The sequence below is a fragment of the Halalkalibacter urbisdiaboli genome, assembly GCF_002156385.1.
GTDB lineage: Bacteria > Bacillota > Bacilli > Bacillales > Bacillaceae_D > Halalkalibacter_A > Halalkalibacter_A urbisdiaboli.
In genome coordinates this window covers 422,680-448,476 of sequence record NZ_MVJM01000003.1, presented here as the reverse complement: position 1 = coordinate 448,476, position 25,797 = coordinate 422,680, and the positions used below count along the sequence as shown (strand labels likewise).

Annotated in this window: 22 protein-coding genes; 5 read left to right on the top strand and 17 right to left on the bottom strand. The window is 39.3% G+C overall.

Features of this window, described 5'->3' with window-relative positions:
- Positions 1-45: 45 nt before the first annotated feature.
- Entirely contained in the window at positions 46-234 is a 189-nt protein-coding gene (gene rpmB / locus B1R93_RS16485) for a 50S ribosomal protein L28 (protein WP_088105053.1), read from the top strand.
- A 47-nt stretch (positions 235-281) separates the two neighbouring features.
- Here the strand turns inward: rpmB and spoVM are convergent, their stop codons facing one another.
- From spoVM to B1R93_RS16410, 15 genes are all read right to left on the bottom strand, one after another.
- Positions 282-362, bottom strand: coding sequence for a stage V sporulation protein SpoVM (gene spoVM, locus B1R93_RS16480; RefSeq protein ID WP_017727263.1), 81 nt, complete (start codon positions 360-362; stop codon positions 282-284).
- A 372-nt stretch (positions 363-734) separates the two neighbouring features.
- Positions 735-1,379, bottom strand: a complete 645-nt coding sequence (rpe, locus tag B1R93_RS16475) for a ribulose-phosphate 3-epimerase (RefSeq protein ID WP_088105052.1) — start codon at positions 1,377-1,379, stop codon at positions 735-737.
- Positions 1,376-2,263 carry a ribosome small subunit-dependent GTPase A gene (gene rsgA / locus B1R93_RS16470; RefSeq protein WP_088105051.1) on the bottom strand — a complete coding sequence of 296 codons (888 nt, stop codon included), beginning with the start codon at positions 2,261-2,263 and terminating at the stop codon, positions 1,376-1,378. Before rsgA ends, rpe begins: the two co-directional genes overlap by 4 nt.
- Before the next feature lie 107 nt (positions 2,264-2,370).
- Positions 2,371-4,368: a Stk1 family PASTA domain-containing Ser/Thr kinase gene (pknB, locus tag B1R93_RS16465; protein ID WP_088105050.1), complete on the bottom strand. Its 1,998-nt coding sequence runs from the start codon at positions 4,366-4,368 to the stop codon at positions 2,371-2,373.
- Between the two features lie 5 nt (positions 4,369-4,373).
- Positions 4,374-5,123, bottom strand: a complete 750-nt coding sequence (locus tag B1R93_RS16460; RefSeq protein ID WP_088105049.1) for a Stp1/IreP family PP2C-type Ser/Thr phosphatase — start codon at positions 5,121-5,123, stop codon at positions 4,374-4,376.
- A gap of 6 nt (positions 5,124-5,129) precedes the next feature.
- Positions 5,130-6,218 (bottom strand): dual-specificity RNA methyltransferase RlmN, encoded by a 1,089-nt coding sequence (rlmN, locus tag B1R93_RS16455; protein ID WP_088105048.1) that lies wholly within the window; start codon positions 6,216-6,218, stop codon positions 5,130-5,132.
- 25 nt (positions 6,219-6,243) lie between these two features.
- On the bottom strand, positions 6,244-7,590 hold the full coding sequence (gene rsmB, locus B1R93_RS16450; RefSeq protein WP_088105047.1) for a 16S rRNA (cytosine(967)-C(5))-methyltransferase RsmB: 1,347 nt from the start codon (positions 7,588-7,590) through the stop codon (positions 6,244-6,246).
- Positions 7,583-8,530 carry a methionyl-tRNA formyltransferase gene (gene fmt, locus B1R93_RS16445; RefSeq protein WP_088105046.1) on the bottom strand — a complete coding sequence of 316 codons (948 nt, stop codon included), beginning with the start codon at positions 8,528-8,530 and terminating at the stop codon, positions 7,583-7,585. Before fmt ends, rsmB begins: the two co-directional genes overlap by 8 nt.
- Positions 8,531-8,552: 22 nt before the next feature.
- Complete coding sequence (gene priA, locus B1R93_RS16440; RefSeq protein WP_088105045.1) at positions 8,553-10,964, bottom strand: primosomal protein N'; 2,412 nt, start codon at positions 10,962-10,964, stop codon at positions 8,553-8,555.
- Complete coding sequence (gene coaBC / locus B1R93_RS16435) at positions 10,961-12,172, bottom strand: bifunctional phosphopantothenoylcysteine decarboxylase/phosphopantothenate--cysteine ligase CoaBC (RefSeq protein WP_088105044.1); 1,212 nt, start codon at positions 12,170-12,172, stop codon at positions 10,961-10,963. Before coaBC ends, priA begins: the two co-directional genes overlap by 4 nt.
- Before the next feature lie 75 nt (positions 12,173-12,247).
- Positions 12,248-12,469 (bottom strand): DNA-directed RNA polymerase subunit omega, encoded by a 222-nt coding sequence (gene rpoZ, locus B1R93_RS16430; RefSeq protein ID WP_088105043.1) that lies wholly within the window; start codon positions 12,467-12,469, stop codon positions 12,248-12,250.
- A 1-nt stretch (position 12,470) separates the two neighbouring features.
- Positions 12,471-13,085 carry a guanylate kinase gene (gene gmk / locus B1R93_RS16425; protein ID WP_088105042.1) on the bottom strand — a complete coding sequence of 205 codons (615 nt, stop codon included), beginning with the start codon at positions 13,083-13,085 and terminating at the stop codon, positions 12,471-12,473.
- Positions 13,086-13,241: 156 nt separating this feature from the next.
- Positions 13,242-13,505: an extracellular matrix/biofilm regulator RemA gene (remA, locus tag B1R93_RS16420; RefSeq protein WP_088105041.1), complete on the bottom strand. Its 264-nt coding sequence runs from the start codon at positions 13,503-13,505 to the stop codon at positions 13,242-13,244.
- A 93-nt stretch (positions 13,506-13,598) separates the two neighbouring features.
- Positions 13,599-14,483: a YicC/YloC family endoribonuclease gene (locus tag B1R93_RS16415; RefSeq protein WP_088105040.1), complete on the bottom strand. Its 885-nt coding sequence runs from the start codon at positions 14,481-14,483 to the stop codon at positions 13,599-13,601.
- 168 nt (positions 14,484-14,651) lie between these two features.
- Entirely contained in the window at positions 14,652-17,354 is a 2,703-nt protein-coding gene (locus tag B1R93_RS16410; protein WP_088105039.1) for a calcium-translocating P-type ATPase, SERCA-type, read from the bottom strand.
- Between the two features lie 140 nt (positions 17,355-17,494).
- On the opposite strand from B1R93_RS16410, the gene B1R93_RS16405 reads away from it, so the two are divergent.
- Positions 17,495-19,201 (top strand): Rqc2 family fibronectin-binding protein, encoded by a 1,707-nt coding sequence (locus B1R93_RS16405; RefSeq protein ID WP_088105038.1) that lies wholly within the window; start codon positions 17,495-17,497, stop codon positions 19,199-19,201.
- A 160-nt stretch (positions 19,202-19,361) separates the two neighbouring features.
- Here B1R93_RS16405 and moaA read toward each other — a convergent pair whose 3' ends face one another.
- Positions 19,362-20,387: a GTP 3',8-cyclase MoaA gene (moaA, locus tag B1R93_RS16400; RefSeq protein WP_245308356.1), complete on the bottom strand. Its 1,026-nt coding sequence runs from the start codon at positions 20,385-20,387 to the stop codon at positions 19,362-19,364.
- Between the two features lie 29 nt (positions 20,388-20,416).
- Positions 20,417-21,208 (bottom strand): formate dehydrogenase accessory sulfurtransferase FdhD, encoded by a 792-nt coding sequence (fdhD, locus tag B1R93_RS16395; protein WP_088105036.1) that lies wholly within the window; start codon positions 21,206-21,208, stop codon positions 20,417-20,419.
- A gap of 363 nt (positions 21,209-21,571) precedes the next feature.
- Between fdhD and B1R93_RS16390 the strand changes: the two genes are divergently transcribed.
- The 3 genes from B1R93_RS16390 to B1R93_RS16380 all read left to right on the top strand — a co-directional run bounded on the left by B1R93_RS16390 (position 21,572) and on the right by B1R93_RS16380 (position 25,776).
- Positions 21,572-22,834: an L-lactate MFS transporter gene (locus tag B1R93_RS16390; RefSeq protein WP_088105035.1), complete on the top strand. Its 1,263-nt coding sequence runs from the start codon at positions 21,572-21,574 to the stop codon at positions 22,832-22,834.
- 56 nt (positions 22,835-22,890) lie between these two features.
- On the top strand, positions 22,891-23,247 hold the full coding sequence (locus tag B1R93_RS16385) for a Na-translocating system protein MpsC family protein (RefSeq protein WP_088105034.1): 357 nt from the start codon (positions 22,891-22,893) through the stop codon (positions 23,245-23,247).
- Between the two features lie 171 nt (positions 23,248-23,418).
- The gene (locus B1R93_RS16380) at positions 23,419-25,776 is read left to right on the top strand and encodes an FdhF/YdeP family oxidoreductase (protein WP_088105033.1); all 2,358 of its coding nucleotides are present in this window, start codon (positions 23,419-23,421) and stop codon (positions 25,774-25,776) included.
- Positions 25,777-25,797: the final 21 nt, after the last annotated feature.

Sequence of the window (25,797 nt, the reverse complement as noted above, 5' to 3'; positions counted from 1 at the left end):
TCAAGTATGATTTGAGAGTCATCGTTATATGAGGAGGTGCATGAAATGTCACGTAAATGTTATATTACTGGGAAACAGGCTCGCAGTGGCAATAAGCGTTCACACGCGCTAAATAAAACAAAGCGCCGTTGGGGTGCTAACGTACAAAAGGTACGTATTTTAGTAGATGGTAAACCAAAACGTGTTTACGTATCTGCACGCGCACTTAAGTCAGGTAAAGTAGAGCGCGTATAATAATAAAAGCTTACAAAAAAGCACCGTTCCTACGGTGCTTTTTTGCATTACCCTTTTTTGAATGAGTTTAAGACTGCTCGCACAAACCCACCTAGGAATTTTGGCAGCTTGATAGTGTAGAATTTCATAGCTCCTCCTCCTCAACGTGAATACCACGGGGATTAATGATAAAGAAACTTAGCTTACCACCTTAAATGGCTTAAGCGAAGTCGTCTCCATCCTTTCGTTCCATAAATACTTATCGGATAATGAAAAGGATAAAAACAAATGCTCATTTCTACTAGTATATTCAGAGGCGACAAACTATTCCTTTTTTTTTGAGAATGTGGTAGTTGCTACCTTGTCTCCTTATCACTATACATATGCATCCACGGTCAATATATGTCTAGGCAGGCAGGAATGTTCATTGATTTAAATATTCTTTTATGTAACAACCGAAGCACTATTTAACTAAATAAAAAAGGATGCTGACAGTTTGCTGCATCATCCTCTTCTTCCTTTTATCCACGAATATTAGATATAGCCTGTGCTCGTTTTTTTTCATTGTATATCGCCGAACCAGCTACTAGCACGTTTGCCCCAGCGCCCGTACACAGTTTTGCTGTTTCAGGAGTTACCCCGCCATCCACTTCAATTTCAATATTAAGATTTTTATCTTTCACCATGTTAGCGACAGCTTCAATTTTGGCTAGTACCGAATGAATAAAGGTTTGTCCACCAAAGCCTGGATTAACAGTCATTAATAGAACAAGATCCACATCCTCTAAAATTGGTTCGATCATGGATACTGGTGTAGCTGGATTTAATACTACACCTGCTTTTACACCCTGTTCTTTAATTAAGTGGATGGTTCGATGTAAGTGTGGACAAGCTTCAACGTGAACTGAAATAATATCTGCCCCTGCTTTTGCGAAATCCTCAATGTATCGATCTGGATTTTCAATCATAAGATGAACATCCAATGGGAGCTTTGTTTTTGGACGAATAGCCTCGACAACTAACGGTCCAAATGTGATATTCGGAACGAAATGGCCATCCATTACATCAACGTGAATGTAGTCAGCCCCTCCTTGTTCAACATCGAGAATGTCCTCTCCTAATTGGGCAAAATTTGCTGCTAAAATTGATGGAGCGATTTTTATCACCTGTCATACCTCCGCTTCTGGTTCTTTACTTCTTCTAAAAATTGTTGATAATGATCATATCGATACTGAATAATTTCTCCGTTCTCTAACGCCTGCTTTACTGCGCAGTGAGGTTCGGAAGTATGCGTACAACCACGAAATTTGCAATCAGGAACACGTTCAGCCATTTCAGGAAAACAAAGTGATAAATCTTCCGCATCCATCTCATGAAATTCCAAAGAACTAAAACCAGGTGTATCAGCGATTAGCCCTTCCCCTATGGATAAAAGTTCAACATGTCTTGTTGTATGCTTACCTCGACCTAAGTGGGTAGAGATTTCATTTGTTTCAATTTCAAGTGTCGGTTTTAAACTGTTTAAAAGAGATGATTTCCCAACACCTGATTGGCCAGCTATAACTGAGACTTTGTTCTTAAGATACGGAAAAATGTCTGCAACTCCATCCTCTGCTACTGTTGATGTAAAAAGTACATTATATCCGATGTTTTCATAATCTCGTTTATACTTCACCATCTCCGCTCGTTGATCATCTGTCAATAAATCTGTTTTGCTAATAATAATCATCGGCTCAATTTCATTTGCCTCAATATGCACTAGAAAACGATCTAATAAGAGCGTACTGAAATCAGGTTCTAAAGCTGAGAAAACGAGCAATGCTTGATCAACATTTGATATTGGAGGACGAATTAATTCATTTTTTCGTTCAAACACTTCGAGTATGTAACCATCAGTACGATTCTCAGCCTCAAACTCAACTTCATCTCCGACAAGAGGTTTAATATTACGTTTACGAAAATTCCCCCTACCGCGACATTGGAAAAAACCATCTTCACTTTGAACATAGTAAAATCCACTTAACGCCTTTACAATCATTCCTGTTGCCATGCATGACCTCCTATTTATTCACAAATACTAACAAGAACCGAAGAAGAGGAGCCCTAATCCATTATCTTTTAGGGTGCTCCTGTTCTTTTTTACAAAGATTCTGCGGCTTATTCGTACGTATATTCCTTTGATTTATGTGCTAGTTCATCATTAACGTATACTTCAAATGAACCACTTTGACTTCGGCTTACACGAAGTGGGATCGTATATTTTTTCGATTCATTGATTGTCTCATCGACAAACTGACGCTCTTGACCATCCGTTGTGAAATCGCGATACACGATACGAATCGTGTATGTTTTCCCTGCTTCACGATCTTCTTCCTTAACCTCAACAGGCTGGTTAACCTCAAACAACCTCGTTTGCTCTTCTTCCGACTCTGCTGGAGGTTGAACCGGCTCTTGTTCTGGTTTCGGCCCTTCCGATATGACTACCTTTACCTCATCACCCTTATGCAACATCGTAAAAGGAGCAGGATCTTGGGAAATTACGCGACCTTTTTCAACCTGGTCATGATGCTGCATTTGGAAGCGTCCCCGCAACTCAACTCGGTTAAAGTAATCGCGTACTCGCTCATCCGTTTCACCTTCAAGATTATTTAAGCGAATCTGCGGCTCGACACTATATGTCAAATAAATCGTTGTTTCTTCTGCAACGACCATCTCTCCCTCAACTGGCGATTGGGACAGGACTACCCCCGGCGATTGCTCATCCGTTTCACGTTCAATCCTCTCTACATTAAAATCTAGGGACTTGAGCATCGACTCTGCACGGTCAATTTCCAGTCCTACATAGTTTTCAACTTTCACCTGTTCCTTACCTGAACTTACATATAATCTAACAGTAGCCTGCTCCTTCACCATTGAGCCCGGACGTGGATTTTGTCGTACGACATGGTCTAAAGGGACGGTTTCATCAGGGACATCCTCACGTTTAACGATTAAATTTAAGGCTATAAGTTGTTCTTCAGCTTCATCGTATGATAACTCTGTTACATCAGGAACTTCAACTTCATCAACCTTTAGAAGATTCGGCAGTAACGCGAAGGCTACTATGGCAGACACAATAAATAAAGTAAGAATGATTATAGGGACAAAAAACCACTTTTTTCTATTCTTTTTATCTTGTTTCTCTTCCGCTCCCGTCTCTTCTAACGACCGATTTTCCTTCGGAGTGTTAACAATCGTTTGATCCGGATCATGGCTTGTCATTTTCCCGACAATCGGAATCGCCTTTGTCGCTTCTTCGTCTTCATGTTCTAAAACAAACGGCTTCTCGTGTATACGTCTAGGCTCGAGGGCTGTTTCAACATCCTCTTCCATCTCGTGAATGGATTCATAACGTTTAAGTGGATCTTTTACCGTTGCTTTTCGGATAATATTCTCGACACTCTGTGGTAGAGCTGGGACGATGGCTTTTGCCGATGGAATTTCATTTTGGAGATGTTTTATCGCAATGGACACAGCAGTATCTCCAGAGAAAGGAAGCGTGCCGGTCACCATTTCATATAAAACGATTCCTAACGAATAAATATCTGATTTATTCGTTACATGCCCTCCCCTTGCTTGCTCAGGGGATAAATAGTGCACCGAACCCATTACAGAATTCGTATGTGTTATTGTTGCGGATGACATCGCACGTGCAATACCAAAATCAGTTACCTTAACAACCCCTTCTTCAGAAACTAAAATGTTATGAGGTTTAATATCACGATGGACAATTTGATTTGCGTGTGCATGAGATAATGCCGACATCATTTGTTCAAAAAAATTCAATGCTTGCTCTACTGGAAGAGGACCGTTTTTCTGGATCATTTCTTTCAAGGTTTGTCCTCTTACGTATTCCATAACAATATAATAAATATTTCCTTCTTCACCCACATCATAAATACTAACGACATTAGGGTGAGCTAAGCTTGTTGCAGCTTGTGCTTCACGACGAAATCGTTTAATAAATTGCTCGTCATCTGAAAACTGTGGTTGTAATACTTTCACTGCAACATGACGGTCTAGAATAACATCCAATGCTTTATATACATTTGCCATTCCGCCCCCGCCGATGGTTTCAAGGATTTGATAACGACCGCTAATTCTTTCTCCAATCATAGGCTTCACCTTTTACTCTCATTCAAATATTGAATGAGTGCCACTGAGATATTATCCTCTCCACCACGTTCGTTCGCTATCTTAATAAATGAATCCGCCTTTTGTTCAAGCGTCCCTTCACCCTGAAGAACATCATTCATTTCATCGGTCGTTAGTTTATTTGATAACCCATCTGAACAAAGCATCAGTGTTTGATATTCATCAGCTTGTAGAGTAAGGATATCAATTTTAATATCTCGTTCTGTACCTAACGCACGTAGCAGGACATTCTTTCTAGGATGATGTTCAGCTTCTTCCTCTGATATTTGCCCTGTTCGAACAAGTTCATGAACAAGTGAATGATCGTCTGTTTTGACAGAAAAGCCGTATTCATTCGATAGATAGGCTCGGCTGTCACCAATATGGCCTATTGTAATAAAATCATCCGTACATATTGCAGCAACTAACGTTGTCCCCATACCTTGACACTCTTCATGCTCACTTGCATGTTGAAAAAGAGCGTCATTTACTAATGTAAATTGCTCTTTTAACCATGTCTCAGCTTCTACAACCGTCTTAAGAGCTGGATGCTGTTCCCACGCTTCTTTCAATAAGGTTATTGTCATTGAACTAGCGACATCCCCTGCCCGGTGTCCACCCATTCCATCGGCCACAACAGCTAAGATGCCTATCTGGTTCGTAAAAATACCACCATTATCTTCATTATGTGAGCGCACTTGTCCTACATCTGTTCTGAACGTAAACTTTTTCTCCACTCCCGATCACCTCGTCTCTTCTTTTCTCTCCTTAGCGCGAAGTTGGCCACAGGCAGCATCAATATCATGCCCTTGCTCGCGACGAATCGTAACGTTGACACCACGTTTTTTTAATATTTTTTCAAAGGCAAAGATTTGCTCCCGAGGTGTACGTACATAGTCGCGCTCTAACACATAGTTTACTGGAATCAAGTTCACATGGCACTTTATCCCCTTAATTAAGTCAGCTAGTTCTTCGGCATGCTCGACTTGGTCATTTACTCCACCGAATAAGCCGTACTCAAAGGAAACACGTCTTCCAGTTGTTTCAATATAATAGCGAATTGATTCCATTAACTTAGGCAAAGGCCATGCACGGTTTACTGGCATTAATTTGCTACGAATTTCCGTATTTGGCGCATGAAGAGAAATTGCAAAATTAATTTGCATTTTTTCATCTGCAAACTGATAGATTTTTGGAACAACCCCACTTGTTGACACGGTAATATGGCGAGCACCGATATTTAAACCCTTTTCATGGTTTATCGTTTTTAAGAACGATAATAGTTCATTGTAATTGTCAAACGGTTCACCAATTCCCATTACCACGACAGAACTTACACGCTCTCCTAGTTCATCCATTACTCTTTGAGCCTCGAGTACTTGAGCAACAATTTCACCGGCTTCTAAATTCCGTTTTAACCCACCTAATGTTGATGCACAGAATGTACACCCTAACCGACAACCAACTTGAGTTGTTACACATACACTGTTCCCATAATCATGACGCATAACGACGGTCTCGATAGAAAAACCATCATGTAGTTCAAATAAAAACTTTACAGTTCCATCAGACGATGTTTGTTGGGTGACCGTTTTTAATGTTGTCAACATAAAATGATTCGCTAATTTCGTTCGCAAATCCTTTGATAAGTTTGACATCTCTTCAAAATTTACGACTCTTTTTTGATAGAGCCATTCAAAAATTTGAGTTGCACGAAACTTCGGCTCCCCTTGTTCCTTTAGCCAGCTTTGTAATTCCTCTAATTGTAGAGAGTAAATCGAACGAAGTTGACTAGTTTCCGGTCGTTCAACTTCTTTTTTTAGTTCTTCCACAATGACACACCTTTCGCTCTATATTTCACTTTTTTTTAAAACCCGCAATGAAAAAACCATCTGATTGAAAATCGTGTGGTAGAATCGTAACCATTCCAGATTGGTATCTAGAGGATGCAACGACCTTTTCCGGTAACCGCTCCTGTAGCGTATCGTCATGCACAAAATCATGATGCTTTGTAAGGAATTCCCGAACGGTTTCCTCATTTTCATCTTTATCCACAGTACAAGTACTATATACAAGCGTCCCACCTTTTTTCAAGTATGGTGCCACGGCCGTTAAAATCTCTTGCTGAATTCGCTTAATTGCGTCAATATCTTTTTCTCTTTTTGCCCACTTAATATCAGGCTTACGTCGAATAACACCAAATCCACTACACGGTGCATCAATTAATATCCGATCAAATGTTTCTTTCTCAAAAATCGTATCTAACTTCCTAGAATCAGACACCTTTGTTTCAATCATCGACAGTCCTAAACGATTTGCCTGCTCTACAATCAGCTTAACTTTATGCTCATGCAAATCGACTGAAAACAGCCTCCCCATATTATCCATCTGCTCCGCAATATGAGTGGATTTCCCCCCTGGTGCTGCACATGCATCAAGCACTGACATCCCACTTAAAGCTCCAAGGGCACGACCTACGAGCATAGAACTTTCATCCTGAACCGTTACAAAACCGTCCTTAAATACCGCCGTCTCAAATACATTTCCCGATTCAATGACAATCGCGTCTTCAGAAAGTTCCCCTTTTCTAGCAGTAATATCTTCATGTGCTAATTTCTCAATTACTTCTTCGGGCGTAGCCTTTATCCGATTTACACGAACCGTTACCGACGGGGGAATCAGACTTGACTGACATATTAAAGTCGTTTCTTCAAACCCATATTGTTCAACCCAGCGCTTTACTAGCCAAAGGGGGTGACTTGTTTCAATGGCAAGTCTTTCTATTGGGTCCGTAATTGTTTCAAATGTTGGAAGACCTTCGCGTTGAATTGACCTTAATACCCCATTGACCATACCACTAATTCCTTTGTGCCCACGTTTTTTCGCGATATTAACCGCCTCGTGGACAACTGCCCGATCTGGTACGCGGTCAAGGTAAGCTAATTGATAAACAGATAATCGTAACAAAATCCTGACCCAGTCTTCTAAAGTATGGAGACCTTTTTTTACAAATGGGGTCAAAAAGAAGTCCAGCATATCTCGACGTTGAATTGTTCCATAAACTAATTCAGTTAATAATCCAATGTCTCGCCGCTCGAGCTTTGTTCGATTGACTGTTTGATTTAATAATAGGTTACTATATGCCTGGTTTTTCTCGATTTGTAGTAGCACTTCAACTGCTACCTCACGAACTTGTTTAGTCATGTCCCACTCCTAGCTTCATTCCACTTACAAGATGTGAACCGGCTCCTCTAAGAAAGGAACCAGCATCCATTCTTTTCTTACCTGAAGGCTGAATATCAATGAGCTTTAGAGCTGTTTCATTTCCAGTCGCGACAATCATGCCATCCTCTTCAATAGACAAAATAGTCCCCGGTTCACCCTGTTGGCCCTTTGATACTTTTTCAGCCCACCAAACCTTTAAAGGTTTTCCTTCAAGAATGGTATAAGCAACAGGCCATGGATGGAGGCCTCTTACTTGATTATATAAATCTTCTCCAGTTTTCCCCCAATCTATTAGTTCCATTTCACGAGTAATATTTCGAGCAAACGTCACTTCATTTTCATTCTGTTTTACGGGGGAAGCCGTTCCGTCAAGTAGTTTAGGGATCGTCTCCATTAAAAGGGTTGCTCCAGCCTCACTAAGCTTATCATGTAATGTCCCCACATGATCGCGTTCCTCGATTGGTACAGAGACCTGACTTATCATATCACCAGCGTCCAACTTTTCCACCATATACATAATCGTGACACCTGATTCTTGTTGACCGTCAATTATCGCTTGATGAATCGGGGCCCCTCCACGATATTTAGGTAGTAATGAAGCATGAACATTAATACAACCATATTTAGGATAGTCAAGCAGCTCTTTTGGTAAGATTTGACCAAAAGCTGCAGTTACAATCAAATCTGGTTTATGTGAAAGAACGTGTTCAATCTCATCACTTTCACGAATTCTTTCCGGCTGTAAGATTGAAACATTGTGTTTTAACGCTTCGGCTTTAACGGGTGGGGGTGTTAACACTTTTTTACGTCCTACAGGTCGATCAGGCTGTGTAACAACTGCTGTTACGTTATACTGATTTATTAACTGCTTTAAAACTGGAACAGAAAAATCTGGTGTCCCCATAAAAACAATATTCATACTAAGATCCTGCCTTTCATTCTTACATAAACAAATACGGATTCAGGTCAATGCTAATTTGTAGTTGTCCCTGATTTGTTTCTCTTATGTAATGTTGCTGTATATCGCGTAGCGTTTTGGTCAATTTTGGTTCATTTTTGTATTTTATCATGCATTGATAGCGATATCTATCTTTTATCCTTGCAATTGGCGACACGACTGGGCCTAAAACCATTGTCTCTTCGGACAGCTCGCTTTTAAGAAAATGAGCGATTTTTTCCGTTACCGATATAACGGTTGTTAACTCCGGATGTGAGACATTGATTAGCACCATATAAAAATATGGTGGGTAACCACCTCTTTTACGTTGAAGCATTTCCATCTGAAAATAGTGCTCATAATTATGTGATGTAACAAGCTCAATACTATAATGCTCAGGCGTATAGGTTTGAATCACAACTTCGCCTAATAAATCATGCCTTCCCGCTCTACCACTTACCTGTTCCATTAATTGAAATGTTCGCTCCGCTGAACGAAAATCAGGGATGTGAAGCATAGAGTCAGCCGCCAACACTCCGACAAGCGTTATTTTTGGAAAATCTAATCCTTTTGCAATCATTTGCGTTCCGAGTAAAATATCCGCCTCCCCTTGACCAAAAGCAGACAGTAATTTTTCGTGGGCACCTTTTCTCCTTGTTGTATCTACATCCATTCGAATTACTCGAGCTTCTGGAAGAACTCTCGTCAACTCTTCTTCAACTTTTTGCGTCCCAGAGCCAAAAAAGCGAATATGCTCACTTTCACATGATTGACATGTCTTTGGCATCGGTTCTTCGTGCCCGCAATAATGACACTTAAGTGCATGATGACTTCGATGATAAGTAAATGAAATATCACAATGATTACAGGTTGCTACATATCCACAGTCTCGACACATGACAAACGTTGAATACCCACGTCGATTTAAAAATAAAACACTTTGTTCATTTCGTTTTAAACGTTCCTGTAATTTTTCTAGTAATGCCCTAGAAAACATCGACCGATTCCCAAGTCTTAACTCTTCTCGCATATCTACTACATCTACTTTTGGCATTGGTCGATTCCCAACACGTTCATGTAGAGGAAGTAATGTATACAGTTCCTTCTTTGCTCGAGCAAACGATTCAAGAGAAGGGGTCGCACTACCTAAAACAACCGGACATTGATGATAACGCCCACGATATAGGGCAACCTCACGGGCATGATAACGCGGATTTTCTTCCTGTTTATAGCTTGTCTCATGTTCTTCATCGATAATAATAATCCCTAGCTTCTTAAAAGGAGCGAAGATAGCTGACCTTGCTCCGACAACAACTTTCACTTCACCTCGATGAATTTTCCGCCATTCATCGTATTTTTCACCCATTGATAACCCTGAATGTAAAACAGCTACTAGAGAACCAAACCTCCCTTTAAATCGTTCCACCATTTGTGGGGTTAACGCGATTTCAGGGACGAGAACGATCGCTTCACGTCCAGTTTTTAATGACTCTTGAATGGCTTGTAAGTAGATTTCTGTTTTTCCGCTCCCTGTCACTCCATGTAATAGGAACGGAACATGCTTTTTCTCCTCAAGCGCCGCTATAATCGGTGTTATAACAGATTGTTGCGAAGGTGTAAGGGGGAGGGGTTCGGTTTTTTTATGTTGAATTCCCATTAATGGATCACGGTAAATTTCATTGTCATTTTCTACAAGGATTTCTTGTTCTAACAATGGTTTTAATGTTGCTCGGCTAATTTTTAATTGCGAAAGTAAGTCCTGGGTTCTTAAAGGGCCCTCCTGCTCATACAAAAATTCAAGAACGTCCCGTTGCTTTTGAGCCCGTTTTGACACTTGGTCAAGAATGGCTGACAAAGACATTTCCTTATTGGCAAGCGAAATGACCTTTTCTGTCTTCTTATTACCTTTTTCTTTTACAATGTAGCGAACCTCAAGATCACCTTTTTCAATTAGCTGTTGAACCTTTTTTAATTGAGTAGGGAATGCCTCTGTTACCTTCGCCCAATCAACACATGCGCTCTCACTGAACAGCGGCTTAATAAACGGGTCAAGCTTTTCAACAGCAACTGACCGATGCAGTTCTTTCTTTACCTTTGTCCGTAATGCAGCAGGTAGCATTACTTGATAAGCAGATATTTTAAAACAAAGTGTTTGTTCCGTTAACCAATTTCCTAAAGAAATAAGTTCATTTGTTAAAACAGGGGTTATATCTAACACATCTGACAAAGGTTTTACTTTGTCAACATTCGTTCCTTCACTTAGTTCAACAACAAAGCCTTGGATTTGCCTTGGGCCAAAAGGAACGATGACACGCATACCCGGTTGAACGAAATCAACCCATTTTTCAGGAATTTTATAATCAAATAGTCGGTCCGTCTGAGATGCTGGTACATCTACAATGACTCTTGCTATCATTTAATAGCATTCCTTTCCATATACAACTCAATTTCATTTAATATATTAAATGAAACCTCATCCTTTGAAAGCTGCGGGTACGTCTTTTTACGGTGATCTCGTGTTATCACCGTCACAATATTCGTATCTGATTTAAAACCAGCCCCTTCGGCGGAAATATCATTGGCAATGATGATGTCAAGGTTTTTCCTTTTAAGCTTATCCTTCGCATAAAATTCAACTTGTTCCGATTCAGCTGCAAAGCCAACAAGGATTTGTGCGTCCTTTTGTTCACCAAGCGTTTGTAATATATCGGTCGTCCTCTCCATTTCGATACTCCAAACCCCCGGCTGCTTTTTTCGTTTCTGTTCAAACGTTTCCTTTGGGCGGTAGTCTGCAACTGCAGCGGACTTTATTACAATGTCCGCTTGTTCAAAATGAGTCATGACAGCTTCATACATGTCTTTTGCCGATGTCACCGGGACTACTTCTACACCATAAGGAGGTGACAGTGTGACAGGCCCAGAAATAAGGAGCACGTTCGCGCCACGCTCCTTAGCTGCTTTCGCTAACGCATACCCCATTTTTCCAGAAGAGTGATTCGTAAAATAACGAACAGGATCGATTTTTTCTTGTGTTGGACCAGCTGTAATGACGACACGCTTTCCAGATAATCCCCCTATCGTTGGTTGAAAATGCTTCTTCAACACTTCGAGAATGTCCTCCGGCTCTGCTAATCTCCCTTTACCAATCCAACCACAAGCTAAAAAGCCTTCTCCACTCTCAACAAAGTGATAACCGTACTGCCTTAATATCTGCATATTTTTTTGAACAGCTTGATGGTTATACATATTTACATTCATAGCTGGGGCTATATAGACAGGTGCTTTCGTAGCTAGGAGTGTCGTCGTTAACATGTCATCTGCTATCCCATTCGCTAGCTTGCCTATAACATTTGCTGTAGCAGGTGCAATCAAGACGACATCTGCCCAATCTGCAAGATCGATATGAGCAATATTCTCTGGATTTGGTTCATAAAACGTATAATCATACACTGGTTGACGTGATAGCGCTTGAAAGGTAAGTGGCGTGACAAATTCCTTAGCAGATTCAGTCATAATGATTTTAACGGAGGCTCCCTCTTGAACAAGCTTACTAGTTAAAGCTGCTGCTTTAAATGCTGCGATTCCCCCACAGACACATAACAATATTTTCTTATTTGTTAACAAACCTCTCCCACCTTTCCCTGTTCAAACTGATATGAAAACAACCTATTTTTATTCAAAATAGGTTGTTTTGAAAGACTATTCTTTTTCTGATTCAGTATCAAAACGTTCAAAACGAAGCTGTTCCTCAACAATTTCCTCCAAGGCCATTCCAACTGGTTTATATGAGCTTGGACGAGCAATAAGTGGCCCGCGCTTCGTGTCTTCTTTAATTTCTCGAGCTCTTTTTGAAGAAACGGTGACAAGTGTATATTTTGAATCTAACTTTTCCATTAAGGAATCGATTGAAGGGTATAACATATTATTTGACCTCCACTAACTCTTTGTATTTTTCAATAAGACGTTCTCGCTTGCAATGTTCAGCAGTGACAATAGCCTTTATGCGTTCAACCGCTAGATGAACTTGATCATTTTCAACAACGTAGTCATATCTCTTCATCATTTCAATTTCATCTCTAGCCACAGTCATTCGTTTATCTATAACATCCTCAGTCTCAGTTCCTCTACCAACAATACGGTTTCTTAACTCGGCTAGACTTGGAGGCATTAAAAAGATAAAAATACCTTCCGGGAAACGTTCCCGAACCTTCAAAGCACCCTGTACTTCGATTTCAAGAATGATGTCCTGACCATTATTGATCGTTTCACGTACATAGTCAATCGGTGTTCCATAATAATTGCCAACATATTCTGCCCATTCTAATAGTTGATCGTTTGCAATCATCGTTTCAAATTGTTCACGCGTTTTGAAGAAATAATTTACACCATTAACTTCTCCATCTCTTGGTGCCCGAGTTGTTGCAGAAACGGAGTATTGGATTGAGGTGTTTTCTCTCCGAAGCGCTCCGCAAACCGTGCCTTTTCCAACACCTGCTGGGCCAGACAACACGATTAATAATCCTTTTTCTTTTTTCATGAAAACCTCCTAGATTTTTCGAAGAACCTTACATAAATTATGTATTGACTTATGTATAACAGAGAAAACTTACTAAGCCTTTCAACAGATGAAGTAGGACTAGTTTTTCCTTTTTCCCGAGTTCTACATACAGTTTTCTTTATTAAATGAAATCAATTAAGCATCCTCATTAGAATCATCTTTATTAGTTAACCGTTGTGCGACCGTTTCAGGCTGTACAGCGCTCAAAATAACATGGTCACTATCTGCAATAATAACTGCCCTTGTTCGACGTCCATAGGTTGCATCAATAAGCATATTTCTATCTCTAGCATCTTGAATAATTCTTTTAATTGGCGCCGATTCTGGACTTACAATCGAAATAATACGATTTGCTGAAACGATGTTTCCAAAACCGATATTAATTAGTTTAATATTCATCCAATTTCCCCCACTTGAGTGCAGCTTACCACTCTCATCATTTTTATCCAAACTAATCTTACTATATACGAAAATCCGTTCCAATTCTACGATTTATTCAACATTTTGTACTTGTTCCTTAAGCTTCTCAATTAAACTTTTCATTTCTACTACACACTGACGAATTTCTGTATGGTTTGCTTTTGACCCTAGCGTATTGGCTTCACGGTTCATTTCCTGAACAAGAAAATCTAATTTTCGGCCTATCGTCTGATTCTCATTACAAATTTGACGAAATTGTTCAATATGAGCTAACAACCGCACGAGTTCCTCAGAAATATCAACTCTCTCAGCAAATATCGCAATCTCTGTTAAAAGACGGCCTTCGTCTAAATCCATATCTAAATCTTTTGTAAAGGAACGCATTCGTTTTTCAAGGCGTTCTTTGTAATGTTCAGCCATCTGAGGAGCAAGCTGTTCAACTGACGCTACCGAAGCTTCTAATTCGACTAGTATCTGCTCAAAATTGTTGTGAATAAATTCTCCTTCCTTTTTCCGCATTACCATTAATTTTTGAAGACAATCCTCAACCCCAGCTAAGACTAAAGAACTCACAAGATCAACTTGCTCTGTTTCTTCCTCTACCATTGCTACAATCCGCTCATTTTGAAGAAGCCTGTTCACATCTAGTGGCGTTGAAGTACCGATTACGGATTCAATTACAGCAGCAGCCTCCTTATATTCCTTCAATAAGTTAACGTCAAGTTCCAGTTTTTTCGAAACAAGCCCTTCACCCTCAACACTAATAAATAGGTCAATTTTCCCGCGATAAAGGATTGATTTTATTACTTTTCGAATTTGTTCCTCTAAAAATAAAAAAGAATGCGGAATTCGAATGGAGCATTCTAAAAAACGATGGTTGACAGATTTTGCTTCAACAATAACTTTAATATTTTCTTTTTCAATTTTGGCAAGTCCATAACCAGTCATACTATGCATTTTATATCACATCCACTTTTCTATTTTAACGAACTTTATTCTCGCCAACAAGTAGGAAGCTTAATATCTTTTACTTAAATTCCAACTGAAAGGTTTCAACTTTACAACCTTTAGACAAGAAAAAGGATGTCTGTAAAGTAAACTCTTTAAAGACATCCTACATTCATTTTATTTTTTAAATAAACGAAAACCACCGAGCACAACAGTCGGAATAGAAGCCATTGCTAAAATTAGTAACCACTCTCTCCCCGTCACCGAAACTGTATGAAAGATTGGTTGTAAAGGTGGGTAATAAATAACAGCCAACATTAACAAGGTTGAAATAATCACCGCACCGACTAAATAACGATTTTCAAATGGATTTCGGTGATAAACTGAGTATTCACTACGACAATCAAATACATGAATCAGTTGTGCCATGACAAGTGTGATAAAAGCAACGGTTTGTGCCCTCGTTAAATCATCTGGATTTGCTTGTAGTGTAATCCAAAAGGCTACTAAAGTGACAACACCGATCATAAAACCACGACTTAGAATTTTCCATGTTAGACCTCTTGCAAATACGCCTTCATTCGGATTACGAGGGGCGCGTTTCATAACGTCCCCTTCTGGCTGATCCATCCCTAGTGCCATAGCAGGTAAACCATCTGTTACTAGGTTTATCCAAAGAATTTGTGTTGCGACTAAAGGAAGTGGCATTCCGAGCATCATTGCAAATAACATGACAAGAATCTCTCCAACATTTGAAGCCATCATATAACGAATAAATTTACGGATGTTCTCATAAATGTTTCTTCCCTCTTTAATCGCTGCTTTAATTGTTGAAAAGTTATCATCACTTAAGATGAGCGACGATGCTTCTTTGGCCACATCAGTTCCTGTTATCCCCATGGCTATACCAATATTTGCTGCTTTTATCGCTGGGGCATCGTTCACACCATCTCCCGTCATTGCAACAATATGCCCCTTTGCTTGTAAGGCTTTTACGATTTTCAATTTGTGTTCAGGAGACACTCTTGCATAGACATAAACATCATCGACAACATCCTGTAATTCTTCTACACTCATGCTAGATAATGCTTGACCATCAAGAACTTTTCCACCTTGTGGGAGAATATGAAGTTGCTTAGCAATCGCGGCTGCTGTAATTTGGTGATCACCTGTTATCATCACCGTTTTAATTCCAGCTTGACGGCATTCATGAATGGCGTCTTTTACTTCTGGTCTCGGCGGATCAATCATGCCTTGTAGTCCTATTAATGTTAAGGAGCGCTCCGCTTCAAACGCACTTGAACACGTCTCGTTTGTTTCCAAAGGTCGAAAAGCAACCGCAATTGTACGTAAAGCCTGACTTCCAAGTGACGTAATCACTTCACTGACTTCTTCTTTACGCTTCGTTGTCAATGCCTCGGCCCGATTATCATACGTGAGCTTTGTACATTGGCCAAGGACTACATCAGGTGCGCCTTTTGTAATGATGAACGAACGTCCTTGGCGATCTTTTACAATCACACTCATCATTTTCCGTGCTGAATCAAACGGAAATTCTTTTACTCGTGTAAATTGTTTGTTTAAACCGTTAATACTGTATCCAGCCTTCTCGGCAGCTACGACTAAAGCTCCTTCCGTTGGATCCCCATCTAGCACATACTCAATTGATGGTTTACGTAGCATCCCTTGTTTCTTTGTTGTCGTCTGAATCGTTGCGTTATTACAAAGCAGGCCGTAGCTTAATAACTGTTGAAACATTCTATTTTGATCAGGTGTAATTGTTTTTCCATTTTCGCTAAACTTTCCAATCGGCTCAAAACCAGTACCTGATACATTCCACAGCTTTCCACCACTCCATAAATGGGTAACCGTCATTTTGTTTTGTGTAAGTGTTCCTGTTTTATCAGAACAAATAACCGATGCGCACCCTAAAGTTTCAACTGCTGGTAATTTTCGAACAATCGCTTTTCGCCTAATCATTCGTTGTACTCCAAGTGCTAGTGCTACAGTTACAATAGCAGGCAGCCCTTCCGGAATTGCGGCAACTGCTAGAGAAACCCCTGATAGAAACATCGTATACATGTCATGACCTTGTAGCACTCCAAACAAAACAACAAGTGCGGTCAATAATAGGGCTACAGCGATAAGTATTTTTCCAAGCTGTTCAAGCTTTCGCTGTAAAGGAGTCATTAATGTTTCAGTTGATTGCAGCAGATGGGCAATCTTTCCCATTTCAGTTTTCATCCCTGTCCCAACAACAATACCAATTCCACTTCCTTGGGTAACCATGGTTCCCATAAAAGCCATGTTATCCTGATCACCAATTTCAATATGCTGTCCTATTAATGGGCGCTCATGCTTCTGAACGGGAACGGATTCACCTGTTAATGAAGATTCCTCTACACGCAAACCACTCGTTTCAATAAGTCGAAGATCAGCTCCAATCCGATCTCCACTTATCAATTTCACGATGTCTCCTGGAACAACTTGAGAGGAAAGAACTTTTTGCCATATACCGTCACGAAGAACATTCATTTGCGGTGCAGAAAGTTCTTTTAATGCATCAAGTGACTTCTCCGCCTTACGTTCTTGAACAAAACCTAAAATCCCATTAATAAGAACAATAAACATAATCGTAATGGCATCAATGTATTCTCCTAAGAGACCTGAAATTAGCGTTGCAGCCAAAAGAACCAACACCATAAAGTCTTTAAATTGTCCAAGGAAAACAAATAACGCAGAAGGTCGTTCGCCCTCGTCCAATTTATTGGCACCATGCGCCCTAAGTCTTTTTTGCACTTCCTTTTCTGTTAATCCTTTTTCCTTACTCGTTCCTGTCGAAGAGAGAACCTGTTTTTCGTCCATTTCAAACCAATTCATTCCTCCACCCCACATCTTCCCTTTCTTACTGGTAGCGTGACATTTTGTCTCACTTCCTGTTTATACAAGCCATCTTATTCAGTCACTTGCAAAAACATGCTATACTCATGAAAGCTGGAATTACGAGAGGTGAAGAAACCATGTCATTTGACGGTATTATGACGCGGGCCATTACAAAAGAATTAACGGATGCGTTAACAACAGGGAGAATTTCGAAAATATATCAGCCATACAAAACAGAGCTTATTTTAACAATACGAGCAAATGGAAAAAATCATCAATTATTGCTTTCAGCCAATGCAAATTTTGCTCGAGCTCACTTAACTAATGAAAAATATGAAAACCCAGCAGAACCACCTATGTTTTGTATGTTATTACGTAAGCACTTAGAGGGAAGTATTATTGAGAATATTAAGCAAATTGGAATGGAACGGATTATCACTATTGACGTCAAGAATAAAGATGAATTAGGTGATGTTACCTACAAACAATTAATTGTCGAAATTATGGGACGTCACAGTAATATTATTTTAATTGACCGAAAATCAAATCTCATCCTAGATAGTATTAAGCATATCGGTTTAGCCCAAAGCAGCTATCGAACCGTATTACCTGGGCAGACGTATAAACTCCCTCCGGAGCAAGAAAAAGTGAATCCACTTGATGTGAATGCGGAAGAATTACTAAAACGCATTGATTTCAACTCTGGCAAAATTGATCGACAATTGCTTGAAAAATTTGCAGGACTCTCTCCACTGATTGCTAAGGAAATCACAACGAGAGCGGGGATGATTAACCGACAATCCTTGCCTAAGGCTTTTGAAGACGTTATTGAACCAATTAGACAACATCGCTATAAACCGGAAATCGTGTTTGCAGGAAAAGAATACTTCTCAGTTGTTACGCTTACTCAGGTTGAAGGCGAACGAAAAACATTTTCTACAACAAGTGACATGCTCGATCGTTTCTATTACGGTAAAGCCGAAAGAGACCGTGTCAAGCAGCAAGCATTTGATTTAGAACGCTTTTTACGAAATGAATTACAGAAAAACAAAAAGAAAATTAAAAAACTCGAACAAACTCTTAGCCAAGCAGAACAAGCAAAAACGTTTCAAAAACTTGGAGAACTTCTAACTGCGAATTTACATGCGGTGAAGCGTGGAGATAAATCAATTGAAGTTATTGATTACTATGATGAAGAAGGAAAAATGATTGATATTCCCCTTGATCCTTTGAAATCTCCTTCAGATAATGCTCAATCTTATTTTAAAAAATACAACAAAGCCAAAAACTCTGTTGCTATAGTTGAAGAACAAATTGAAAAAGCAAACGCAGAAATTGACTACTTTGAGCAATTGACGCAACAAATGGAAAGTGCATCACCAAAGGATGTTGAAGAGATACGTGAAGAATTAATTGAGGAAGGCTATATACGTCGTCGCCAAAAACAAAAGAAAAAACGGAAAGACGAAAAGCCACAATTTGAGAAGTATGTCTCCTCTACTGGCCTTGAATTTTTTGTTGGAAAAAACAATAAACAAAATGAATATTTAACGAACCGCTTTGCTAGGCAAGATGAAATTTGGTTACATACAAAGGACATCCCTGGCTCACATGTTGTTATTCGAAGCACGGACCCAGACGAAGTAACCCTTAAGGAAGCAGCTACAATAGCTGCCTATTTCAGTAAAGCAAAGCAATCAAGCTCCGTCCCTGTTGATTTCACGAAAATTCGACATGTAAAAAAACCAAACGGGGCGAAACCAGGTTTTGTAATCTATGATAATCAAACGACGTTATATGTCACCCCAAGCGAAGACCTCGCTTTAACTTTAAGAAGTCGTTAAGAGAGTTCACTCAAAAAGAGTTGTGTCCATCATAGGAAGGCCACTGAAAAACTACTTCTTGTAACTCAAAGAAGAAGTAATGGCTTCGCACGTTGCGCCTTTAGAGAGCTACGTGAAACGAGTTTTTCAGTGCTCCCCATCCTAGGACACACCTTTTCTATTACCCACCGATATGTGACATTTCAATTTTCGCTCGAGTTTTAGATGATTCTTCCGATCGTTCTTCAGAATATTTGTCCTCTCGCTTTTCCCAATAATCAACCAAAGTTGCTTTTATGTCCTCATCCGTTGCATCAGAACGAAGTAGTTCCCGAAAATCAAATCCTTTTGTTGCGAATAAACAAGTATATAGCTTACCTTCTACTGATAAACGTGCTCGGTTACATGCTCCACAAAAAGCGTCAGACACGGATGAAATCACACCAATTTCATCATCTGAACCCTTGTAGCGAAATCTTGTAGCAACCTCACCAGGATAATTCGGCGCAATTGGTTCAAGTGGCATTTCTTCGTCAATTTTTGAGATAATTTCTTTTTTGGATATCACATCATCAAAACACCAACCATTTGTATTACCGACATCCATATACTCAATAAACCGAAGAATGTAACCTTTTTCTCTAAAAAATTTAGCCATCGGTATAATATCCTGGTCATTAACCCCTTTTTGAACGACCATATTGACTTTCACACCGAGTCCAGCCTGACTTGCTGCTTCCATTCCTTCAAGAACTGGTTCAATTCCGATTCCTCGACCGTTAATTTCTCCAAATCGTTTACTATCTAAACTATCTAAACTAACTGTCACCCGTTTCAGACCTGCATTTTTTAACTTCTGCGCATATTTAGGTAAAAGGATGCCGTTCGTTGTCATCGCAATATCAGTAATTCCTGTCGTTTTGGAAAGCATCTCAATGAGCTTGTCAACGTCTTTACGCATCAACGGCTCCCCACCGGTTATTCTAAGCTTTTCAAGTGATGCTGCTTCATGAAAGAGGAAAACAAGGCGATTTAACTCTTCAAAGCTTAAGACTTCATCCTTCTTTAAAAAAGGATAGTCTGGGCCAAAGAGTTCCGCTGGCATACAGTAATGACAACGAAAATTACAGCGATCCGTAACAGATATCCGTAAATCCCGAAGTGGTCGTTTCAGCTTATCGAACATTTTAGCCTCTTTAAGTTTCATCATCTCCATCCTCCTTCTAGCGCAAAGTATTATCGAACGATTCGATGAGCGTGCGTATACACATTCATCCGTTCGCCTCTAATAAATCCAGCCGTTGTCATATTTAATTCATCAGCCATTGCTAATGCCAAATCAGTCGGTGCAGATTTAGAGAGCATAATCCCCACCCCCATCTTTGCAGCCTTAAGCAAAACTTCAGAAGAAATTCGACCACTAAACAAAAGAACTTTGTCTCGGACTGCTACTCGGTTAATTAAGCAATGACCAAATAATTTATCAAGCGCATTATGTCGACCAATATCTGCTCTTGTCACTATTATATCATCTTGTGTAGCAATTGCGGCATTATGAACCCCACCAGTTGCTAGGAATACTTCACTGTCTTGCTGCACTTGTTTCATCAATGCTAAACACCGCTCAGCTTTTATTGTTGTCTTTGTCATGGATGTTTTTGCTGTTTTCACATCATTTTGAAAATAAAAGGATTGCCGACTTTTCCCACAACAAGATCCGATAAAGCGCTTAGAATAAAAATCTTGGCTCGCAACATGGTCTTTCGTTAATGTCACATATGCAAAACCCTTTTCTTCATCAATTATTATTTTTTTCACGTCTTGTTCATGAATTCGGAGCATTCCCTCTGAAGCTAAAAAACCAACAACCATTTCTTCTAGATATTCTGGTGAACAAACAATTGTCGCGAATTCTTGGTCATTTACATGTATCGTTAGTGGATATTCTTTTACAATATCATCGAATTCTTCTGTCCATTCTTTATGATTATATCGCTGAATTAAGCGTTGGGTAGACAATAAATCCATTTTCGTACACCTACTTTTTATAGATACAAACCATTCGTTTACGCTTTATGAAAACATAAAAAACTTGATTTCTCAAGTTAAAAAGGAAATAGAATCGTGTTTGATGACTGTAAATTCTTAATAAAAAAGTGTTGAATTTGTGTCCATTTCACGTTATTATACAAATGCAGTTCAAAAATCTGTAACAATTTTGATACGAGATAGCGACCCTGTTTTCGGTCAAATAAGTTGCAGTTGAAAGCGATTACTGTTGGTTTGATAGTAGCGTCCCTGCTAGATACTAACCGTCGCAATTTCTTTTTGGGATCACGATGTTCCAAAAAGGAAAGGCGACGGTTTTTTTGTGAAAAGGAGAGGTAGTAGATGGAAAAAGTGAAAAATCGTTGGCTAATTGCATTAGCAGCCGTTGGAATTCATATTTCAATTGGATCTGTTTATGCCTGGAGTAATTTTACAACTCCACTTATTGAACAATTTGGCTGGTCATCTAGTCAAGTACAATTAACCTTTAGTATTGCCATTTTATTTTTAGGGTTATCAGCTGCTTTTATGGGGCACTTTGTAGAGAAACACGGTCCAAGAAAAGCAGGTCTTGTATCAACAATCTTTTTTGCGATTGGAATCGCGGGATCAGGTTTTGCTGTAAGTATGAGTTCACTGCCATTACTCTATTTATTTTATGGTGTTTTAGGTGGAGTTGGTTTAGGGGTAGGCTATATCGCACCCGTTTCAACTTTAGTAAAATGGTTCCCGGATCGTAGAGGCCTAGCCACTGGACTGGCTATTATGGGATTTGGATTTGCTGCTGCTATCGCTAGCCCAATTATGAATTCATTAATCTCGAGTGTAGGAATTGCACAAACATTTTATATTTTAGGTGGTTCTTATTTTATTATAATGATATTATCCTCTCTTTATTTAGAAAAACCACCTGAGGGATGGGCACCTGAAGGATTTAAAGAAAAAGTTCAATCAGGAGCTAAAAAAGTTAGAGAAGACTTATCTCAATTAACAGCAAATGAAGCAATAAAGACAAAACGTTTTTATTTCTTGTGGATCATGTTATTTATAAATGTTACCTGTGGTATCGCCATTATTTCTGCGATGAAACCATTAGCAGAGGAAAGCATTGGCTTATCTACTGGCGAGGCAGCAACATTAGTTGGAGCGTTAGGTATTGCAAATGGAATTGGTCGCCTTGCCTGGGCTTCAATCTCAGACTACATCGGACGAGTTAATACGTATATTACATTTTTCGTCCTGCAAATCCCTATCTTCTTCCTATTGCCAACCATCACGAGTCAAGTGATCTTCTCGATTTTTGTTGTTATCGTTTATACTTGCTACGGTGGAGGTTTTGCTTCAATCCCAGCCTTTATCGGTGATGTATTTGGAACGAAGCAATTGGGAGCCATCCACGGCTATATCTTAACAGCTTGGGCAGCAGCCGGTCTTGTCGGTCCACTATTCGCTGCATGGATTAAAGATACAACTGGTAGCTACTCAGGAAGCTTATCATTCTTTGGTGGACTGTTTGTCGTTGCATTGATTGTTTCGATTTTCACTGCAATTGATGTGAAGAAACTCCGCGCAGAAAAGGACAAAACGGTTAAGCATGCAAGTTGACTTTTTGACTAACAAACACTACCCTTTTCTTTAGAATAAAAAAAGGGTTGAAGTCGATGAATAAATACGAAGCGGAATTTAGTAATTTAGTTCGGGCTTTTCGTAAAAAACATATGGGAAAAGGTCCGAGCAAAATTAATACAACATTTTGTAAAAATTGGGCTATTTGCGAGATGGAAGGAAATTTATCACCAATCGAAAAATTTATTGCCTCTGCAGATGATGGGAAACAAATGCTCCGAGCAGCCAGAACTGAAATGGTTAAAGATATGTATCGCAAAAATCATCCTACTGAAATGGAAGAGTTTTTAGGATGTAAATACCTTGATTTATTTGTTGATATTGATATTGAACGTGATTTTGGAATGTCCATTTTCGTTTTTGATGAAAATATTGAAAAAAAGTTTTTATAATAATAAGGTTTGGCACTTGGTAGCGCCCCTGCTCAAGACTTAACCACCGTCCTTTTCTTTCTTACAGAAAAGAGCGGTGGTTTTTTTCAAGAATAACCATAAATATGTAAATAAGACCCTTTGAAACTAGGGATTCATACATTTAAATATACGCTTTAGGAGTGAATAAACATGGGGAAAACAAAACATCCCGGACCTATGAAAAAGTCAAAAATGCCTGCACCGGAACATTGGGTTAGTCCAATTCCTTTTGGCTTAGGTAAGGTTAAACCGAAACATATTCGTGATTCGTTAAAAACAGTATGGGAAAATAAGGATAATCTTAGCTATGCGGCGAATATCATTACAAAAGGTGTTTGTGATGGCTGTGCTCTCGGTGTTTCAGGGTTATATGACCAAACTTTAACAGGGCCACATATGTGTACAACTCGCTTTAATGTTTTACGACTAAACACAGCACCTGCAATTAAAGAAGACATTCTTCATTCAGATATTGATGAATTACGTAAATATTCAAGTACGGAACTTCGTAAATTGGGACGAATTCCTTATCCATTGATCCGTAAACCTGGTGAGCGAACGTTTTCTCGGATTTCATGGGATGAAGCAATGGATATGATCGCAGATAAAATGAAAAAATTGAACCCTAAGCAATATGCTTTTTATTTAACATCTCGTGGTATTACGAACGAGTCGTATTATGTAGCTGCAAAGGTTGCTCGGTTCTTAGGAACTAATAATATCGATAATGCATCTCGTATTTGTCACTCACCAAGTAAAACTGCACTAAAGCGCTCCATTGGTGTTGGAGCATCTACAGCGAACTACCAAGATTGGATTGGAACAGATGTGCTCTTGTTCTGGGGAAGTGTTGCTTCAAACGCATCTCCTGTATCTACAAAATACATGCTTGAAGCAAAGAAAAAGGGAACAAAAATCATTGTAATCAATCCTTATAAAGAACCAGCTATGGACAAGTACTGGGTTCCTTCTGTTCCCGAGTCTGCCATTTTTGGAACGAAAGTAGCCGATGACTTCTATCAAGTGAATATTGGTGGAGATATTGCTTTTATGCACGGCATTATGAAGCATTGGTTTGATATGGAAGAACAAGAACATGGCTCTGCCATAAACCATGCTTTTGTGAACGAACATGTAAATGGATATGAAGAATTAAAAGAAACGGTTCAAAATCATTCTTGGGACAACATTGTTGAATCCTCTGGTGTTTCTAAGGAACGCATTTTTGAATTAGCAGAGCTTTTAGCAAAAAGTAAAAATGCCGTATTTGCTTGGGCATTAGGCTTAACAATGCATTCTTTTGCTACAGATAACATCTCACAAGTGGCAAATTTAGCTCTCCTACGTGGTTATTTAGGAAGAAAGCACAGTGGATTAATGCCGTTCCGTGGCCACTCTTCTGTACAAGGAAGCGGAGAAATGGGTGCCGATCCATTTGTTCTTCCTGGAGGCGACTTTAAAGGTGAAAATATCGAACGAATTGAAAAGATTTGGGGATTTGAGCTTCCAAAATGGCAAGGTGATATCGTCGGGGTAACTTTAGAAAATATCGTTCTACCTGAAGAAAATGAACGCAAAATTAAACTTTACTATATGTCTGGTGGTAACTTCCTTGAAACGATGCCAGATCCTGAATTCGTAGAAAAGGCATTATCTGAATTGGACATTCGTGTTCATCAAGATATTATTTTAAACACCTCTACACTTGTTGATGCCAAAGAAGCCGTTATTGTATTACCTGCCAAAACTCGTTATGAGCAAGATGGCGGTGGAACATCTACTTCTACTGAACGAATGGTCTATTTCTCACCAAAAATTGAGGGAAATAAAAATGAAATTAAAGAAGCTCGTTCTGAATGGAAGATTTATATAGATTTGGCGAAGCGCGTTAAACCAGAAACAGCTCACTTAGTTGACTTCGCAGATGGTCAAGCAATTCGTGACGAAATTGCTGTAGCAAATCCAAATTACGATGGGGTTCAATATTTGAAAAAACAAGGGGATGTATTCCAATGGGGTGGCGCTTGGTTATGTGAAGACGGAATTTGTCCTACACAAGATGGAAAAGGAAACTTGATTTCCGTTGAGATTCCTGACTTAAATAAAAAACCAGGTGATTTTTATATTACAACGAGACGTGGAAAGCAATTTAACTCGATGGTTTATAGTGAAACAGACCCATTTAATCTATCAGGTCGTTACGATGTGTTAATAAACGAAGATGATGCTAAAGAATTAAGCATCAATGAAGGCGAAGGGATTGTCGTATACAATCAATTTGGTGTCTTCCAAGGTCGCGCGAAGTTTGTATCGATTTCACGTGGAAATCTTGGCGTGCTTTTCCCGGAAGGAAACTTCCTTTTACCAAAAGGGCGTTACGAGAAATTTGCCGGTATTCCTGATTACAGCATTGCTGTAAAAGTTGAAAAAGCTGACCGTTTTAATGCACGTAAGGATACCGAGTATTTAGAAAAGCGTATTGATGATTTAGAAATGGAGGCTAACTAAGAAGAAATCCGAGCTTAAGAG

What these genes read in the sequence shown, in the direction of transcription:
- rsgA (WP_088105051.1), bottom strand. Translation starts at nt 2,263, where the DNA reads ATGGCAACAGGAATGATTGTAAAGGCGTTAAGTGGATTTTACTATGTT.
- B1R93_RS16380 (WP_088105033.1), top strand. Translation starts at nt 23,419, where the DNA reads ATGGGGAAAACAAAACATCCCGGACCTATGAAAAAGTCAAAAATGCCT.
- B1R93_RS16385 (WP_088105034.1), top strand. Translation starts at nt 22,891, where the DNA reads ATGAATAAATACGAAGCGGAATTTAGTAATTTAGTTCGGGCTTTTCGT.
- B1R93_RS16415 (WP_088105040.1), bottom strand. Translation starts at nt 14,483, where the DNA reads ATGCATAGTATGACTGGTTATGGACTTGCCAAAATTGAAAAAGAAAAT.
- remA (WP_088105041.1), bottom strand. Translation starts at nt 13,505, where the DNA reads ATGAATATTAAACTAATTAATATCGGTTTTGGAAACATCGTTTCAGCA.
- B1R93_RS16390 (WP_088105035.1), top strand. Translation starts at nt 21,572, where the DNA reads ATGGAAAAAGTGAAAAATCGTTGGCTAATTGCATTAGCAGCCGTTGGA.
- moaA (WP_245308356.1), bottom strand. Translation starts at nt 20,387, where the DNA reads ATGAAACTTAAAGAGGCTAAAATGTTCGATAAGCTGAAACGACCACTT.
- pknB (WP_088105050.1), bottom strand. Translation starts at nt 4,368, where the DNA reads ATGATTGGAGAAAGAATTAGCGGTCGTTATCAAATCCTTGAAACCATC.
- priA (WP_088105045.1), bottom strand. Translation starts at nt 10,964, where the DNA reads ATGATAGCAAGAGTCATTGTAGATGTACCAGCATCTCAGACGGACCGA.
- fdhD (WP_088105036.1), bottom strand. Translation starts at nt 21,208, where the DNA reads ATGGATTTATTGTCTACCCAACGCTTAATTCAGCGATATAATCATAAA.
- fmt (WP_088105046.1), bottom strand. Translation starts at nt 8,530, where the DNA reads ATGAATATTGTTTTTATGGGGACACCAGATTTTTCTGTTCCAGTTTTA.
- B1R93_RS16405 (WP_088105038.1), top strand. Translation starts at nt 17,495, where the DNA reads ATGTCATTTGACGGTATTATGACGCGGGCCATTACAAAAGAATTAACG.
- rsmB (WP_088105047.1), bottom strand. Translation starts at nt 7,590, where the DNA reads ATGACTAAACAAGTTCGTGAGGTAGCAGTTGAAGTGCTACTACAAATC.
- rpmB (WP_088105053.1), top strand. Translation starts at nt 46, where the DNA reads ATGTCACGTAAATGTTATATTACTGGGAAACAGGCTCGCAGTGGCAAT.
- B1R93_RS16410 (WP_088105039.1), bottom strand. Translation starts at nt 17,354, where the DNA reads ATGAATTGGTTTGAAATGGACGAAAAACAGGTTCTCTCTTCGACAGGA.
- gmk (WP_088105042.1), bottom strand. Translation starts at nt 13,085, where the DNA reads ATGAAAAAAGAAAAAGGATTATTAATCGTGTTGTCTGGCCCAGCAGGT.
- rpoZ (WP_088105043.1), bottom strand. Translation starts at nt 12,469, where the DNA reads ATGTTATACCCTTCAATCGATTCCTTAATGGAAAAGTTAGATTCAAAA.
- spoVM (WP_017727263.1), bottom strand. Translation starts at nt 362, where the DNA reads ATGAAATTCTACACTATCAAGCTGCCAAAATTCCTAGGTGGGTTTGTG.